Genomic DNA, 17,474 nt, shown 5'->3' on the forward strand with positions numbered 1-17,474 from the left:
TAAAAAACTATGCTTAAAGATAAGCAATGTCCATGAGTAGTGAATACAAAAGGAACTAAAAATGAGTGAATATACCGGCGTACGCCGTGAGGTGCTGAAAGACGGCGCGATAAAACATGTGGTTATCCGCGATGCTGGTGGTACTGAACAGGCGATCGCGGCAAAAGATTACATTTCGCAAGGGATTCTGCCCGATCTGAATGAGTTGCCCGAAGTCAGTACGGATAACGAATTTCCGGTCGCTGGAAAAGGGTAAGCCCTCGCAGGGCGCCTGCGGGGAAGGGCTGTAGCCGGTTAAACCCCTAACCGGTCGCGCAGTGAATAATAAGCGGCGCCGAGCATGGTAAACGGCACCTGGAAGTTGCGGCCACCGAAAAACGGCATGTGCGGCAGTCGGGCAAATGCGTCAAAACGTTCTGCATCGCCGCGCAGCACTTCGGTAATTAGCTTTCCGGCCAGATGCGTGAGCGTCACACCGTGGCCGCTGTCGCCCTGCATATAGTAGATATTTTTTTCCAGCCGCCCGAACTGCGGCAGGCGCGAGAGCGTCAGCAGGAAATTGCCACCCCAGCGGTAATCAATCTTCACGCCCTTGAGCTGCGGGAACGTGCGGTTGAGTTTTGGCAGGATCACCGAATCAATGTTCGGCGGATTCTTCCCGCCGTAGGTCACGCCACCGCCGTACAGCATGCGGTTATCGGCAGTAAGACGGAAATAGTCGAGCAGATAATTACAGTCTTCCACGCAATAATTATTCGGCAGCAGCGACAGCGCCATATCATCGGACAACGGCTCAGTGGCAACAATCTGCGAACCGCACGGCATGCTCAGGCGCGTCAGGCGCGGTGCGAGTTGCTGGCTCAGATACGCATTGCCCGCCAGAATCACATATTTCGCTTTGACCGTGCCTTTCGCCGTGTGCGCGATGGCCGGTTCACCGTGCTCGATGCGCGTGACCGCCGAGCCTTCAAAAATGCGTCCGCCGTGACGACGTATCGCTTCGGCCTCGCCCAGCACCAGATTCAGCGGATGAATATGCCCGCCATTTTTATCCAGCAGACCGCCGACATAACGGTCGGTGGCGATTTCGCGGCGAACCGCGCTTTCATCAAGCAGTGTCAGTTCGGTATGGCCGTAGCGGTTCCAGAGTTTTTGCTGGTCACGCAATTTATTGAGCTGTCTTGTGCTCAGCGCCGCAAAAATGCAGCCGGGGCGGTAATCGCAGTCAATCGCGTACTGATCAATGCGCTGGCGTATGATATTTGCGCCTTCAAACATCATACTGCCGAGCATGTCGGCGGTCTGGCGTCCATAACGGTCTTCAATTACATCAATATCGCGGCTGTAAGAATTGACCACCTGACCGCCGTTGCGCCCGCTGGCGCCCCAGCCGACGCGCGCGGCTTCCAGTACCACCACGTCGTAACCGGCTTCGCACAAATATAACGCTGAAGAGATGCCGGTATAACCGGCACCGACAATACAAACGTCGCACTCAATATTGTCATTAAGCTCAGGCCACGGCGCGTGAGCGTTGACAGAACTGGCGTAATAGCTGTCGGTGTGAGGCGCACCGGCAGCGCGGGGACTTCCTGTTTGAGCACTCATGATGACATCCTTCTTTGGGTTCCCGTCGTCAGGCCCAGAACGCTGACAACTAGAAGGTATTAGGGGTATGTGCGCTGACTATCCTGCAAATCCGCGTCGAAATATTACTGAAACTGTGAGGGTTCGCGGTGTTAATGGCATAGCTTTGACCCGCGCGCAGCGGATAGCTCTGACCGTTGATGGTTAATATGATTTCTCCTTCGAGCAGGGTGCCGACTTCCTCTCCCTGATGTTTAATTTTGTCGCCCGTTGTGCTGCCGGGTTGATAGGTTTCCAGCAGCATGGCGACTGCGTGGTTTACCGTGCCGTTATGCACCATTCGCATGGAAACACCCCGGCTGCCGATCTCAATCAAATCTGCCGCATTAATCACGATTCTCGGTTCGTCACTTTTGCGTTCTTCGGCGAAAAACTCTGATAACGACAGCCCGTAAACCCGCAATAACTTTTGCAATGTACTGACGGCGGGGCTGACTTTATCCTGTTCGATGGTGCTGATGGCGCTGTGCGTCAGGCCAGACAACTCGGCGGCTTTACGTTGTGACATGCCCAGTTGCTGACGAATTTCAGAAAGCCGGCGACCAGGCGCCAGACTGACTTCGCTCATCCCTTTATTCCTCTTGTGCGCTCCGGGCCTGATGGCCTTTGCGACACGCTGCGATAAAAGCGTTAAACAGCTGACGGGAAACGGGATCCGTCAGGCTGTGCCATTCCGGATGCCACTGCACACCCAACGCAAACGGGTGACCGCGGACACTCACGGCTTCCACCAGATTGTCCGGCGCACGGGCTTCGACAGCCAGTTCTGCGCCCAGACGTTTCGCTCCCTGACCGTGCAAGGAATTCACCTGAAACTGCTGATAGTCGGGTAACAATTCTGAAAGTAAGCCGCCCGGTTCGATAAATACCGGATGCGCGAGATCGTACTGTGCGTCATGCGGCAATGACGTGTCTTCGCGATGATCCATAAAGCCGGGTTCTTCCTGGACCCTGCGGTACAAACTGCCGCCGGTCGCGACCACCAGCTCCTGCAAACCGCGGCATGCGGCAAACAGCGGAATTTTTCTATCCAGCGTGGCGCGGATAAGCTGCAAACTCAGACGGTCGCGGCCCGGGTCGGCCAGCGTTTCGACGCCTTCTTCACCGTACTGATGCGGCTCAATATTGCTCGGACTGCCGGTGAGGAAAATGCCGTCCAGACCGCGCAGGATCTGGTCTATCGCCCCGTCGCGTGCCGCCAGTTCGTGTGGCAGGCAGAGGGGGAGGGCGTCGGCGTTGAAAATAGCGTCCAGATACTTCTCATGGACGGTGAGCGCCGGGTTTTCATCCACCGTGTTTTCACACATAACAACCCCAATGACCGGTCTGTAGCTTGTCTGTTTTCCTGCGGATGCCGTGGAAAATATATTGCCCATAATACCGCCTCTTTGAGTTGATGAATGTGTCGCCCTTGCGTGCCTCCCCGCACGCAAAGGATCGTTATCTGTCAATAATAATGAACTCTTATTGAACAATTTAGCAGCGGGTCGGTGGCTTTTCAAACTGATATGTTGCGCGATTGTAGGTGTTGCAAATAATTAATGTTACAGCTAGGGTTATTCATATGGCCTATATTTTGAGCACGCCCGTGAGGATCCCGACTAATGAGAAGACTGCTTTGAACAGCACAATGAAACGGTAACGCATAACCGGCAGGCATCATGGTGGTGTCCTTGAAGCCGGAAACCAGCAAATGGCGGAAAACCTATGCAAACGACTGAACTGATGAACGAAATTAAGAAAGAGATTAGCGAGAATGAGCCCCTTGCTAAACCGGTGGAAGAGCGAAGTAGCGCGTTCCAGGATGAAGTGTCCCAATACCTGGAGCGTCACCCGCTTACCCTGCACGTCGACGTCCTGCTCACCGATCTCAATGGTTCCTTCCGCGGCAAACGCATTCCTGTCTCTGCCCTGCGCAAACTCGAAAAAGGCTGTTATTTCCCGGCATCGGTCTTCGCCATGGACATTCTCGGTAATGTCGTGGAAGAAGCCGGTTTAGGCCAGGAACTGGGCGAACCCGACCGTACCTGTATTCCCGTTCCCGGCACGTTAACGCCTTCGGCTTCCGACCCCGAACACATCGGCCAGCTGCTTCTCACCATGCTTGACGAAGATGGCACTCCCTTTAACGTTGAACCACGCAATGTGCTGAACCATATCTGGCAAACATTGCGCCAGCGGGGCTTATTCCCGGTGGTAGCGGTAGAGCTGGAGTTCTATCTGCTCGACAGGCAGCGGGACGCGGAAGGTTATATTCAGCCGCCATGCACGCCCGGCACACAGGAACGTAGCCTGCACACGCAGGTTTATTCCGTCGATAATCTTGATCACTTTGCCGATGTGCTCAGTGATATTGACCGTCTGGCGCACATCCAGGGCTTACCTGCGGATGGCGCGGTGGCGGAGTCTTCTCCGGGACAATTCGAAATCAATTTGCACCACAGCGAAAATATTCTGCGCGCCTGTGACCATGCCCTGATGCTTAAACGTCTGGTGCGGCTGGTGGCGGAAAATCATGAAATGGACGCCACTTTTATGGCGAAGCCGTATGACGAATATGCGGGCAGCGGGATGCACATTCATCTCAGCGTGCTCGATGACAACGGCAAAAACCTGTTCGCCGATACGAACGGTAAAGATTCCACACTGATGAAACGTTCGCTCGCCGGGATGATTGCCCTGATGCCCGCGTCGATGGCTGTTTTAGCGCCCAACGTGAATGCCTTCCGCCGCTTCCAGCCGGGCATGTATGTTCCGACGCAGGCGTCGTGGGGGCACAATAACCGCACCGTCGCACTGCGTGTACCGTGTAGCGGAACCGCCGATCACCGCGTGGAATACCGCGTGGCCGGTGCCGATGCCAACCCGTATTTAGTGGTCGCCACCGTGCTGGCCGGGATGCTTTACGGGCTGGATAACAATTTGCCGTTGCCCGAACCGGTGACGGGAAACGGTCTGGAGCAGGAAGGGATCCCGCTGCCAATCCGCCAGAGCGATGCGTTGTATGATTTTGATGACCAGCCAGCGCTGAAGAAAATCCTCGGCGAACGTTTCTCGCAGGTCTTTCACGCCTGTAAATCTGACGAACTGTTGCAGTTCGAACGGCGGGTGACAGAAACAGAGATCGACTGGATGCTCAAAAACGCCTGATCCCCATCATCCCAGGCGTTGCAACGGCACTGGCCGGGCAAGATGTTTAAAATCGGAAAAGATTTTGTAACTCACGGCCTCTGAATGTTGTCATTTATGCGTTATTTGTGCAAAATACGCAGCACTGCAGATAACCGACGCTTAAAGGCGCCGGTTATTTTTTTTGTATGTGCAGTACCCAAATTAATTCAACAGAGGCCGGACCCAGATCCGGATAGATAACAAGGTTCGTGTGCGACCCCAAATTAACAACGGTCGCCACTATGAGGAAATGTAACATGGGGCAATACTTCAAACCTGTACCGGTGCCCGCCGGTGCTTCTTTCAGCTGCGGCCAAATTCGCACAGCCTTCACCTCCGTCATCAGCGATGTGAAGATCACCCCCCCGTTTACTGGTAATAACCCACGAAGTTTTCCCTGTACGTTGCTTTCAGAGGCGTTTAAACGCCCGGTGTCTGCAATTCAGGGAGGACTGAGCCATGTCTGCTAATACTTCTGCCGCTCCGGCGACTCAGCGCGTACAACTGCGTAAAACCCTGACGCTGGTTCAGGTTGTGATGATGGGTCTGGCCTATCTGCAACCGATGACCATCTTCGATACGTTCGGCATTGTGTCCGGCCTGACCGATGGTCACGTCGCGACCGCGTACATCTTTGCGCTGATCGCCGTGCTGTTTACCGCTGTCAGTTACGGCAAACTGGTGCAGCGTTTCCCGTCTGCCGGTTCTGCTTACACTTACGCGCAAAAAGCCATCAGCCCGCACGTCGGCTTTATGGTCGGCTGGTCATCATTGCTGGACTACCTGTTCATGCCGATGATCAACATCCTGCTGGCAAAAATTTACCTGGAAGCCATCTTCCCGGGTGTGCCTTCGTGGATCTTCGTGACCGCGCTGGTCGCGATGATGACCGCGTTCAACCTCCGTGGCATCAAAGTGGTGGCTAACCTCAACAGCATCATCGTTGTGGTTCAGGTCGCGATCATGGTGGTCTTCCTGGGCCTGCTGGTCCGTGGTGTTTACATGGGCGAGGGCATGGGCACGCTGGCGACAACGAAACCGTTCTTCAGTGAAAACGCGCATGTTGTGCCGATGATTACCGGCGCGACCATCCTGTGCTTCTCGTTCCTCGGCTTCGACGGCATCAGCTCGTTGTCTGAAGAAACGCCAAACGCGGGCAAAGTCATCCCGAAAGCGATCTTCCTGACCGCACTGATTGGCGGTGTGATCTTCGTGGTGGTGTCGTACTTCCTGCAACTGTACTTCCCGGACATCTCGCGCTTTAAAGATCCGGACGCTTCACAGCCTGAAATCATGTTGTACGTGGCCGGTAAATTCTTCCAGTCCGTCATCCTGTGCTTTAGCTGCGTCACCGTTCTGGCATCCGGCATGGCCGCGCACGCGGGCGTTTCCCGTCTGCTGTATGTGATGGGCCGCGACGGCGTATTCCCGGAGAAAGTGTTCGGTTACGTGCATCCGAAATGGCGTACCCCGACGTTCAACGTTGTGCTGGTTGGTGTTGTGGCGATGTCTGCCGTGACCTTTGATCTGGTGACCGCTACGGCGCTGATTAACTTCGGTGCGTTAGTGGCCTTCACCTTCGTGAACCTGTCGGTGATTTCCCAGTTCTACATCCGTGAGAAGCGCAACCGTACGCTGAAAGACCACATCAACTATCTGGTCCTGCCGGTGATCGGCGCGCTGACCGTCGGTGCGCTGTGGCTGAACCTCGAAGCCAGTTCGATGACCCTCGGCCTGGTGTGGGGTACGATTGGCCTGGGATATCTGGCGTTTATCACCAATGCGTTTCGCAAGCAGCCGCCGCAGATGAGCGGGGAGATAGCGCCGGAGGCGTGATTTATAGCCCTTTGAAAGCGGCCACTGCCTTTTTTCAAATATAACAATCGGTTGGTTTGCTCCTCCCCCTGCGAAGGGGGAGGTCGGGAGGGGGTTTAGCAGGCCACTGTGCCGCTAAAACCAACACCCCATCCCGTCCTTCCCCTCGTGAGAGGGGAAGGAGCAAATCAAAAGCGACCAGTGTTTTCGGCGACGAGGCTAAGGTCTTGGCGGTTTCGGCGAAGGGCGTTAAGTAATCTCTGCTCGTGAGAAACCGAAACTTTTACAGTTCTGCTTTTTAAAACGCGTCCTCCTGCAATTAAGCAACCAATTTCTTCCCGTATTCAAACAGCGCCCCGAGCAATGCGATCTTCTCCGCATCCCCCTCGTACAAGTTATAAAGCGATTCAAGCTCTAAAATGTATGCCTGAACACGCTCATCGGTGAGCTTCGTCTGGCGATGCTGGATCCAGCGTTTTTGCTCGGCATCGGTCAGCGTTGCGGGGTAATTGCGTGCGCGGAAACGGAACAACAGCGGTTCAATGCGCGAATCATTAAACGTCAGATCCAGCGCCGGAAGGTTTTCCGGGCGTGTCTCCAGAATAATCCGCATAGCCGCGCGATCGGCGTCGCTGAAGAAACCGTCGTAAAGGCGGGCATCGACATCGTCGGACGCAGTAAACGGCTCGGCTTCGGCATACATCGTTACCACTTTTTCGCGTACCTGCGGGTTCTGGCGCAATATCTGGAGATTCTCCAGACAGCGCTGGCGGTCGATACCCAGACGCTCGGCGTTTTCCGGCAACAACGTTTTTGCCGGAGCCAGCACCGGACATTTATTGATGTGAACCAGTTTGATCGGCAGCGGAGATTGCCCGGCCTGCAAACTGTCGCGGCGGCTGTACAAGCGCTCGCGCATCTGGTCGGGGTCGAGATCTAACAGCGTGGACATATCGCCCGCCAGATCGCACATGATCACGGCGTTTTTGTTTTCTGGATGCCAGGCCAGCGGCGCGACCCATGCGGTATTGCCGCGCGCGGCACCAAACATGCCGGAGACATGCACCAGCGGCGCCATCGCCGGAATATCAATCAGCGTATTCAGTTTGTGCTTACTGCGGTGTTCGAGCAGGAAGCTGAACAGGCGCGGTTGTGCCTGCTTCACCAGTTTTGCCATCGCAATCGTGGCGTAAACGTCGGCCATCGCGTCGTGGGCATTTTCATGTTCGATACCGTTGGCTTTGGTCAGATGTTCAAGACGGAAACTTGGAAAACCGTCGTCGTTTTCCGGCCAGTTAATGCCTTCCGGGCGCAGCGCGTAACAGGCGCGCATCACATCCAGCAAATCCCAGCGGGAATTGCCGTTCTGCCAGCTGTAGGCATACGGATCGTAAAAGTTACGATAAAGGATATTACGGCTGACCTCATCGTCGAAACGGATGTTGTTATAGCCCACAATGCAGGTGCCCGGCACGCTAAACGCTTTATGGATTTGCGCGGTGAACTCAGCTTCGATCACGCCGCGTTCCAGCGCAATTTGCGGAGTAATTCCGGTGATCATCACCGCTTCCGGTTCTGGCAGATAATCATCAGAAGGGCGGCAATAAATCACTAACGGTTCTTCGATGATATTGAAATCTTCGTCAGTTCTCACCCCGGCAAACTGCGCCGGGCGGTCCAGCGCCGGATTTTTACCGAATGTCTCGTAATCATGAAAGTAGAAGGTTTTTTGCGGCTTGTCTGACATTACGAAGATAACCTTATCAGTGCGGAAATAGAGGCGAAACGGTGGCTAGGATACCATCCGGCGCAGTGATGTCATGTCAAAATCCGTGACGCTGCGGGATAACGTCCAAAACGTCGCAAAATTCAGCATCAATCCGCCAAAACCCTGACTAAAGCAGGGTGAACACCTCTGGTAACTCAGCTAGACTTAACGCCTTCTTTGAATTTTCGCCTTACGGCAGGCTAAACGTGCGTCTCGACAAGAAAATTTCTCCGCTGGATAACGTCATTTACCGTAACTACCGTATTACTCATGCGCTGCGCATCGCGGTGGCGTTTATTCTGACCTTCCTGATTGTCCGTCTGACCGAAATCCCTGAAGGCACCTGGCCGCTGATTACGCTGGTGGTGGTGATGGGGCCGATTTCGTTCTGGGGAAATGTGGTTCAGCGCGTGCTGGAGCGCATCACCGGTACGGTGCTCGGCTCGGTTTCCGGCCTGATTGCGCTGTGGCTCGAGCTGTATTCATTGCCGGTGATGCTGGTCTGGTGCGGCGTTGTCATGTTTGTCAGCGGATATCTGACGCTCGGCAAACGGCCCTACATGGCGCTGCTGATTGGCATCACGCTGGCGGTGGTGTGCGGCGCAGGGCCGGGCGACATGGAGATGGCGCTGTGGCGTTCCGGGGATGTGATTTTCGGTTCCCTGCTGGCGCTGCTGTTTGCCAGCATTTATCCGCAGCGCGCGTTTATTCACTGGCGTATGCAGATGGCCGATTACCTGATGTCGCTGAACAAACTCTACAGCGCGTGGTTGTCGCCCAACATGCTGGAGCGTCCGCATCTGCACGGCAAAATGAAAAGTACGATGGGCCAGATGGTGAAAATGCGTTCGCTGTTTGCACCGGCTAGCAAGGAATCGCATGTGCCGCGTGAGGCGTTTGACGCCATTCAGACGCTCAGCCGCAATCTGTTGTGTACGCTGGAACTGCTGGCCGATGCTTACTGGAGTTCGCGCGAAAGCCATTATCTGATGCTCAATGCCCGCACCCTGCGCAGCGCGCAATTGCTGCTGCTCAGCACGCTGGAGAAACTCAGTCTGATGTTACTCAACGGCACGCGGGGCGACGAACTGGCAATCGGCCATGAGCTGAATGAGTCTGCTGAAGAGCTGAAAGCGCTGCTTACCGAGATGAATGCCGCGAATCACCTGGAAGCGCAGGTCTACGGTTACGTCTGGCTGAGCACGCAGGTGGCAGAGCAGTTGCGGTCAATGGGCGACCTGATCACCATGGTCATGCAAAAAGAAGAAGCTCAAAATATCAGCGGTAAAACAACGAAAGCATGAAGGGATTTTTGTCTGTGGCCTAAAACGGGTAAGATGGGCCATTGGACGATTATCTGAGCGTACTGCCCGATCTTTGCTACGCTAGCTGTTGCGTCAAGTCGGGTTGCGGCAAATCAGTCACTGAATCTGTGTAACTTAATCGAAGGTGTTAAAATGGACAATATCAATAAGCCGAGTTTCCAGGACGTTCTGGAGTTTGTGCGTGTTTTCCGTCGTAAAAACAAATTACAACGCGAAATCGCTGATAACGAAAAGAAAATCCGTGACAACCAGAAACGCGTTCTGCTGCTCGACAACCTGAGTGATTACATCAAACCAGGCATGAGCATCGAAGAAATTCAGGCGATCATTGCTAACATGCGCGGCGACTATGAAGATCGCGTTGATGACTACATCATCCGCAATGCTGACCTGTCTAAAGAACGTCGTGAAATGTCCAAAAAGCTGAAAGCACTGGGCGAAATCAAAGCCAACGAAACCAAATAATTCCGTTGCCGCTTAATGAGAAAAACCGGGTTTATGCCCGGTTTTTTTATGCCGGAAATCCGGCTTAGCTCAGCGTCCGCACTGGGTTTCCGGCGAGAAACGCCTGAATGTCTTCGACGGCTTCACGGAAATATGCCTGATAGTTGCCGTCGGAAACGTAGCCCAGATGTGGCGTCGCCAGCACGTTGGGCAGCGTTCTGAATGGATCGGCAGGCGGCAGCGGTTCTGTTTCGAAAACGTCCAGCCCGGCGCCGGCAATCTGCCCGGTTTGCAGGGCGTGCAGCAGGGCGGGCTGATCGACAATTGCGGCGCGCGAGGTATTGATCAGCAATGCGTCGGGTTTCATCAGCGCCAGTTCCTGTGCGCCGAGCAGCCCGCGCGTGCGCTCACTCAGCACCAGATGCACTGACACCACATCGCTGGTTTTCAGCAAGGCTTCTTTCGATACCGCCAGCTGAACGCCATGCTCAGCGGCGCGTTCTGTGGTCAGGTTCTGGCTCCATGCGCTGACGTCCATCCCGAATGCCTGCGCAATCAGCGCCACTTTCTGCCCGATTTTACCCAATCCCAGCAGGCCGAGGCGTTTGCCACACAGCCCGGTGCCGACCGTACTTTGCCACGGCCCGTTCTGGCGCAGCGCGTTATTTTCCGTCACCAGATGCCGCGCCAGCCCGAGGATCAGCGCCCAGGTCAGCTCGACCGGCGCCGTCGAACCGCTGCCCGTGCCGCAAACCGTCACGCCATTTTCACGGGCGGCGGCCAGATCGACCGATGCGTTGCGCATCCCCGAGGTGATCAGCAGTCTGAGCTTTGGCAGACGGGCAAACAGCGCTGCGCTGAATGGCGTGCGTTCGCGCATGATCACCACAATCTCTGCGTCCTGTAACTGCGCGACCAGCTGGTCTTCATCACTGATATGCTCCGTCAGCGCGCGGCATTCCACCTGCGGCGCGAGCGCCTGCCAGCCGGCCAGAGACAGTGCGACGTTTTGATAATCATCCAGGATCAGGCATTGCATGGGCATGGAACTTCCTCATCTGTAAAAAAGAGATAAAGAGGTATAGCACTGAATTTACGCGGAGGTGAAGCAGGGCGGCCGGTTCTTTTACAACAGAGTCTTAGCAGGAATATCCGCCCGGCGAGGGGCGGTTATTGATAATGGCATTAATGCAGATGTGAAAGGCTGGCGGCACTGATGCGCAGGCCGTCCTCACTGAATACCATGCAGCGTTTTGCGTCGAACCAGGTTGTCAGGCTCTGATACGGATTAAAGGCCATATCCCCCGGCAGCAGCATTTTAAAACCGTCGGTGCCGTAACACTGGCCGAACAGATACGTGCTGTTGCCCAGACGTTCAACCACCTCGCAGTTAAATTCCAGCTGATTTTCGGTTTCATGGGAAAGCAGGTGTTCCGGGCGAATACCCAGCGTCACTTTGTCACCCGCCGCCAGCTCGCGGGTACTCAGCGCCAGCGACAGGGTTTTCTCCGGTGTCAGGCGCACTTCAAGCCGGTCGGGCTGCCAGCTCAGCACTTCGGCAGGCAGGAAATTCATTTTCGGCGACCCGATAAAACCGGCCACAAACTGATTCACCGGGTTGTAATACAAATCCATCGGCGCGCCCATTTGCTCGACTTTGCCGTAGTTCATCACCACGATTTTATCGGCCAGCGTCATGGCTTCGGTCTGATCGTGCGTCACGTAAACCATGGTGGTTTTCAGTTCCTGATGCAGTTTGGAAATGTGCAGACGCATATCCACGCGCAGCTCAGCATCCAGATTGGAAAGTGGCTCATCGAACATAAAGACCTGCGGATTACGCACAATCGCGCGGCCAATGGCGGTGCGCTGGCGCTGGCCGCCGGAAAGCTGCTTCGGCTTTCTATCCAGCAGATGGGAAAGCTGTAACGTTTTGGCGACCATCTCCACCTGATGGCGGATTTCGTCTTTCGGTACGCCGTTCACTTTCAGGCCGTAACCCATGTTCTCGGCAATCGTCATATGCGGATACAGCGCGTAAGACTGAAACACCATCGCCACGCCACGGCGCGACGGGTCAACGTCATTCACCCGCTGCTCGCCGATATACACATCACCTTCCGTTATATCTTCAAGCCCGGCAATCATGCGCAGCAATGTGGACTTTCCGCAGCCGGATGGCCCGACGAACACCGTAAATTCGCCGTCTTCTATATCAATATTGATGCCATGCAACGTCACCGTTTTATCGAAACGCTTAACCACATTTTTAAGCCTGATGCTGGACATGTTTGACCTCGTAATAAATTCATACCGCTGATATTTCGGACTATAACCACCTTGTGTAAACGTTTGCACGAGCGGGTTCGAATTTTGCAGTTGTGATCACACAATACACATCTTTTGGTAGTGATTTACGGGTTATAAGTCTAACGTGTAACACGATATTTATGACGACATTAATCACTTTATATTCAGCATTTAAAGGGTTTGTATCGCTGGGTGTTGATTGGGTGTCGTTGTCATATACATAAAAATGTTATACCTTCACATCCAGGAGCAACAATGAAAATTACACACCTTACTGCCTTGGTACTGATGTCATTAAGTCTGAGCAGCCAGGCCGTGCGGGCAGCCGAAGGACAACTACTTGTCTGGGAAGATATTAAGAAATCCTCGGGCATTTCCGATGCCGTAAAAGACTTTGAAAAAGAGAACAACGTCAAAGTTGTGGTGCAGGAAACGCCGTATGCACAACAGACTGAAAAACTGCGTCTCGACGGCCCGGCGGGCATCGGCCCCGACGTGGTGGTGATCCCGAACGACCAGCTCGGCACCGCCGTGGTACAGGGCTTGCTGGCACCGCTGACGCTCGACAAAGGGTTCACCGACAGCTTTACGCCATCGGCTATCCACGCTTTTCAGCTTAAAGGCCACACCTACGGCGTGCCGAAAGCCGTCGAAACGCTGGTGCTGATTTACAACAAAGATTTGCTGCCGGAAGCCCCGGCGACGCTCGACGAGTATTACACCTTCTCGAAAGTGGAAAGGGCGAAAGGCAAATACGGTCTGCTCGCCAAATTTGACGAAGTCTATTACGCCTACGGCGCGATGGCCTCCATGGGCGGCTACATTTTCGGTAAAGACGCCAAAGGGGAGATCAACGTCGACGATATCGGCCTGAACAAACCGGGCAGCATTGAAGCCGTCACGTACCTGAAAAAATTCTATGCCGACGGTTTATTCCCGGCGGGGATCACCGGCGACAACGGCCTGAATGCCATCGACTCACTGTTTACTGAGAAGAAAGCCGCCGCCGTGATCACCGGCCCGTGGGCGTTCCAGCCTTATGAAGCCGCTGGCATCAACTACGGCGTGAAAGCGCTGCCGCTGTTGCCGAACGGCAAACCGATGAGCTCATTCCTGGGCGTTAAAGGTTATGCGGTATCGACCTACAGCAAACAAAAACCGCTGGCCGAGAAATTCATCACCTTCATCAACCAGCCGAAATACGCCAAAGTGCGCTACGAAGTGACCAAGGAAATTCCGGCACTGACGGCGCTGGTGAATGACCCGATGATCAAAAATGACGAGAAAGCTAATGCGGTAGCCGAGCAGTCAACCCGCGCCACGGCGATGCCGGGCGTACCTGAAATGCAGGAAGTCTGGGGCCCGGCGAACAACGGGATCCAGCTGGGTGTAACCGGCAAACAGCCGGTGGACGCGGCGCTCAATGACGCCGTGAAAAATATCCAAATGCAGATTGAAGCCGCGAAAGCCAGCAACGAGTGATCTGCGGTAACGGCATCGGCAACCGCATCTGAAACGGCTGTACGTCTGAAAAGAGGGAGTGATTTCACTCCCTCACAGTGAAAGGAATATCTTTGTGTCTATGCATTTTCATGAGGAAAACCAGGAGCCACTGTCTGCCCGCCATCACGCGCCGGTGGCACTGGCTTTGGCACTCATTCCCGGTTTCGGCCAGTTCTACAACCGGCAATGGGCCAAGGGAATTCTGTTTTTTATCATTCTGTTTTGTTTCGCCGGCGTTTTTTATGATTTCCTGCAACAGGGCATGTGGGGGCTTTTTACGCTGGGGGAAGAAGTCCCGCGCGATAACTCGATATTTCTGCTGGCGAAAGGAATTATCAGCGTATTAATCGGCGCGTTCGGCGCAGGTTTTTATTACTGGAGCCTGCGTGATGCGTGGATTAACGGAAAACGCCGCGATGCGGGCATGGAATTACCCAGCGTTAGAAAGCAATATCATTTGCTGTTGCGCGAGGGTTTCCCGTATTTAATGATTACGCCCGGTTTTATTCTGCTGGTCTTCGTGGTGGTGTTCCCGATTATCTTCGGCTTCTCCATTGCCTTTACTAATTACAATTTATATCACACGCCGCCGGCTAAATTAGTTGACTGGGTGGGATTCAAAAACTTTATTAATATCTTCACGCTCAATATCTGGCGTTCGACGTTACTCGATGTTTTACAGTGGACCGTCGTCTGGACCGTGCTGGCGACCACGCTGCAATGCACCGTAGGCGTGATGCTGGCGATTCTGGTGAACCAGAAAGATCTGCGCTTCAAGGCGCTTATCCGCACCGTACTTATCCTACCGTGGGCGGTGCCGGGTTTCGTTACCATTCTGGTCTTCGCCGGGATGTTTAACGACTCGTTTGGCGTGATTAACAACGGGATACTGGCGGCGTTAGGCATTGAACCTAAAGCGTGGATGACCGACCCGTTCTGGACCAAAACGGCTCTCATCATGATGCAGACCTGGCTCGGTTTCCCGTTTGTCTTTGCCATGACCACCGGCGTATTACAGGCGATCCCTAACGACCTGTACGAAGCCGCTACTATGGACGGAGCCAGCACCTGGAAGAAATTAAAAACCATTACGCTGCCGCTGGTGTTGTATTCCATTGCGCCGATTATTATCACGCAATACACCTTCAACTTTAATAACTTCAATATTATCTATCTGTTTAATAACGGCGGCCCAGCCGTGGCGGGATCGAATGCAGGCGGAACGGATATTCTGGTGTCGTGGATTTATAAACTCACCATGTCTTCCTCGCAATATGCGATTGCCGCGACCATTACGATTTTGCTGTCGATATTTGTTGTCGGTATTGCACTGTGGCAATTCCGTTCAACCAATTCATTTAAACAAGATGATATGGCGTAAGCGGGAGCAAACTGATGAGTAAGAACAGCAGTATTAAAAGAAACCGGTTTATCCGTTTGTCGCTGAGTTATTTCCTGTTACTGATTGTGGCGGTCATTATTATTTATCCGCTGATCTGGACCGTCGGCGCGTCGCTGAATGCGGGGAACAGCCTGCTCAGCACGTCGATTATTCCGGAGAACCTCTCTTTCCAGCATTACAAAGATCTGTTCAACGGGCAGGTGAATTACATGGCGTGGTACTGGAACTCGATGAAAATCAGTTTCCTGACCATGGTGCTGACGCTGATTTGCGTCAGCTTCACCGCCTATTCCTTCTCACGCTTTCGCTTTAAAGGGCGCAAAGACGGGCTGATGCTGTTTCTGTTATTGCAGATGATCCCGCAGTTTTCGGCGCTGATCGCCATCTTTGTGCTGGCGCAGCTGCTCGGCCTGATCAACAGCCATCTGGCGCTGGTGCTGATATACGTCGGCGGCATGATCCCGATGAACACCTATCTGATGAAAGGGTATCTGGACGCGATCCCGAAAGACCTGGATGAATCGGCACGCATGGACGGCGCGGGGAATTTCCGCATTTTTATCGAAATCATCATGCCGTTGTCGAAGCCGATTCTGGCGGTGATTGCGCTGTTTTCCTTTACCGGGCCGCTGGGCGATTTCATCCTCTCCAGCACCATCTTGCGCACGCCGGATAAATACACGCTGCCGATCGGCCTTTACAACCTGGTCGCACAGAAAATGGGCGCGAGCTACACCACGTACGCAGCGGGCGCGGTGCTGATTGCCGTGCCGGTGGCGATTTTCTATCTCGCCTTACAAAAATACTTCGTCTCCGGCCTGACCGCTGGCAGCACCAAAGGATAATCACATGACTCTCTTTACACAGAAGATTTTCACAAAAAGCGCTGTGGCTTGCGTGCTGCTGGCGATGTCCTTTTCCTGCTTGGCGCAGGACGTGGTCATCAAAAAAGTCGCCAACGTACCGGCGGATTTCATTAAGGGCGCAGATATCTCCACGCTGATTGACGTGGAAAAACACGGCGGCAAGTTCTACGACCAGAACCACAAACAGACCGACGCGATGGTGATCCTCAGACAGAACGGTTTCAACTACGTGCGTCTGCGGCTGTGGGTCGACCCGAAAGACGCGCAGGGGCATCCGTACGGCGGCGGCAATAACGATCTGGCGACCACGCTGGCGCTGGCGAAACGCGCCAAAGCGCAGGGTTTTAAAATCCTGCTCGATTTCCATTACAGCGATTTCTGGACCGATCCCGGCAAACAGTTCAAGCCGAAAGCCTGGGAAAAAATGGATTATCCGCAGCTGAAAACTGCCATTCATGATTACAGCCGCGACGTAATTGCACAGTTCCGCCAGCAGGGCGTTTTGCCGGATATGGTGCAGGTCGGCAATGAAATGAACGGCGGCATTTTGTGGCCGGAAGGCAAAAGCTGGGGCGCGGGCGGTGGCGAATTTGACCGTCTGGCCGGGCTGCTAAATGCAGCGATTTCCGGCGTCAGGGCCGACGAGAGAAACCCGTCAGACATCAAAATCATGCTGCATCTGGCCGAAGGCACCAAGAACGACACATTCCGCTGGTGGTTCGATGAAATCAACCAGCGCAAGGTGCCTTACGACGTCATCGGTCTGTCGTTTTACACCTACTGGAATGGCCCGATTTCCGCGTTACAGGCCAACATGGATGACATCAGTAAACGCTACAACAAAGACGTAATCGTGGTTGAAGTGGCTTACGGCTACACCCTCGAAAACTGCGACGCCGCGGAGAACAGCTTCACCGCTAAAGAAGCCAAAGACGGCGGCTATCCGGGCACCGTACAGGGGCAGGCCGATTTCCTCAGCGACATGATCAAAAGTCTGGTGAGCGTACCCGATCATCGCGGCAAAGGCCTGTTCTACTGGGAACCAACGTGGATCCCGGTTAATGGCGCAGGCTGGGCGACACCGGCGGGCATGACCTACATCAACGACCACTGGAAAGAGGGGAATGCCCGCGAAAATCAGGCGCTGTTTGGCTGCGACGGTCAGGTTCTCCCTTCCATAAAGGTCTTCAACTGATTCCCTTTTCCCCGGCTAATTTGGCCGG

15 protein-coding genes are annotated in these 17,474 nt (G+C 54.2%); 9 read left to right on the top strand and 6 right to left on the bottom strand.

Features of this window, described 5'->3' with window-relative positions; all coding sequences use genetic code 11:
* Positions 1-61: 61 nt before the first annotated feature.
* Entirely contained in the window at positions 62-256 is a 195-nt protein-coding gene (locus ACLBVC_RS15840; protein WP_101075866.1) for a hypothetical protein, read from the top strand.
* Between the two features lie 38 nt (positions 257-294).
* Here ACLBVC_RS15840 and ACLBVC_RS15845 read toward each other — a convergent pair whose 3' ends face one another.
* The 3 genes from ACLBVC_RS15845 to puuD are packed head-to-tail and all read right to left on the bottom strand — an operon-like array spanning position 295 to position 3,023.
* Positions 295-1,608 (bottom strand): NAD(P)/FAD-dependent oxidoreductase, encoded by a 1,314-nt coding sequence (locus tag ACLBVC_RS15845; RefSeq protein ID WP_195812748.1) that lies wholly within the window; start codon positions 1,606-1,608, stop codon positions 295-297.
* 49 nt (positions 1,609-1,657) lie between these two features.
* Entirely contained in the window at positions 1,658-2,215 is a 558-nt protein-coding gene (gene puuR / locus ACLBVC_RS15850; RefSeq protein ID WP_410150425.1) for an HTH-type transcriptional regulator PuuR, read from the bottom strand.
* A 4-nt stretch (positions 2,216-2,219) separates the two neighbouring features.
* Positions 2,220-3,023: a gamma-glutamyl-gamma-aminobutyrate hydrolase gene (gene puuD / locus ACLBVC_RS15855; protein WP_410150426.1), complete on the bottom strand. Its 804-nt coding sequence runs from the start codon at positions 3,021-3,023 to the stop codon at positions 2,220-2,222.
* Positions 3,024-3,372: 349 nt separating this feature from the next.
* Here puuD and ACLBVC_RS15860 point away from each other — a divergent pair, with 349 nt between their 5' ends.
* Complete coding sequence (locus tag ACLBVC_RS15860; protein ID WP_410150536.1) at positions 3,373-4,797, top strand: glutamine synthetase family protein; 1,425 nt, start codon at positions 3,373-3,375, stop codon at positions 4,795-4,797.
* Between the two features lie 480 nt (positions 4,798-5,277).
* Positions 5,278-6,654, top strand: a complete 1,377-nt coding sequence (locus tag ACLBVC_RS15865; RefSeq protein ID WP_410150427.1) for an APC family permease — start codon at positions 5,278-5,280, stop codon at positions 6,652-6,654.
* 298 nt (positions 6,655-6,952) lie between these two features.
* On the opposite strand, the gene sbcB is transcribed toward ACLBVC_RS15865, so the two are convergent.
* Complete coding sequence (gene sbcB / locus ACLBVC_RS15870) at positions 6,953-8,380, bottom strand: exodeoxyribonuclease I (RefSeq protein ID WP_410150428.1); 1,428 nt, start codon at positions 8,378-8,380, stop codon at positions 6,953-6,955.
* A 227-nt stretch (positions 8,381-8,607) separates the two neighbouring features.
* Here sbcB and ACLBVC_RS15875 point away from each other — a divergent pair, with 227 nt between their 5' ends.
* Positions 8,608-9,705 (top strand): FUSC family protein, encoded by a 1,098-nt coding sequence (locus ACLBVC_RS15875; RefSeq protein ID WP_410150429.1) that lies wholly within the window; start codon positions 8,608-8,610, stop codon positions 9,703-9,705.
* A 153-nt stretch (positions 9,706-9,858) separates the two neighbouring features.
* Positions 9,859-10,191: a PTS system regulator TmaR gene (gene tmaR / locus ACLBVC_RS15880; protein WP_152326830.1), complete on the top strand. Its 333-nt coding sequence runs from the start codon at positions 9,859-9,861 to the stop codon at positions 10,189-10,191.
* A 64-nt stretch (positions 10,192-10,255) separates the two neighbouring features.
* Here the strand turns inward: tmaR and ACLBVC_RS15885 are convergent, their stop codons facing one another.
* Both ACLBVC_RS15885 and ACLBVC_RS15890 read right to left on the bottom strand, forming a co-directional pair.
* Positions 10,256-11,215, bottom strand: a complete 960-nt coding sequence (locus tag ACLBVC_RS15885; protein ID WP_410150430.1) for a D-2-hydroxyacid dehydrogenase family protein — start codon at positions 11,213-11,215, stop codon at positions 10,256-10,258.
* Between the two features lie 140 nt (positions 11,216-11,355).
* A complete protein-coding gene (locus tag ACLBVC_RS15890) occupies positions 11,356-12,459 on the bottom strand; it encodes an ABC transporter ATP-binding protein (protein WP_410150431.1) in 1,104 nt (367 codons plus the stop codon).
* Between the two features lie 276 nt (positions 12,460-12,735).
* On the opposite strand from ACLBVC_RS15890, the gene ACLBVC_RS15895 reads away from it, so the two are divergent.
* From ACLBVC_RS15895 to ACLBVC_RS15910, 4 genes are all read left to right on the top strand, one after another.
* The gene (locus tag ACLBVC_RS15895) at positions 12,736-13,962 is read left to right on the top strand and encodes an extracellular solute-binding protein (protein ID WP_410150432.1); all 1,227 of its coding nucleotides are present in this window, start codon (positions 12,736-12,738) and stop codon (positions 13,960-13,962) included.
* A 100-nt stretch (positions 13,963-14,062) separates the two neighbouring features.
* A complete protein-coding gene (locus ACLBVC_RS15900; protein WP_410150537.1) occupies positions 14,063-15,364 on the top strand; it encodes a carbohydrate ABC transporter permease in 1,302 nt (433 codons plus the stop codon).
* Between the two features lie 14 nt (positions 15,365-15,378).
* A complete protein-coding gene (locus tag ACLBVC_RS15905; RefSeq protein WP_410150433.1) occupies positions 15,379-16,230 on the top strand; it encodes a sugar ABC transporter permease in 852 nt (283 codons plus the stop codon).
* Between the two features lie 64 nt (positions 16,231-16,294).
* A complete protein-coding gene (locus tag ACLBVC_RS15910; RefSeq protein ID WP_410150538.1) occupies positions 16,295-17,446 on the top strand; it encodes a glycoside hydrolase family 53 protein in 1,152 nt (383 codons plus the stop codon).
* The last annotated feature ends 28 nt before the right edge of the window (positions 17,447-17,474 follow it).

Source organism: Rahnella selenatireducens (assembly GCF_046449555.1).
GTDB lineage: Bacteria > Pseudomonadota > Gammaproteobacteria > Enterobacterales > Enterobacteriaceae > Rahnella > Rahnella selenatireducens.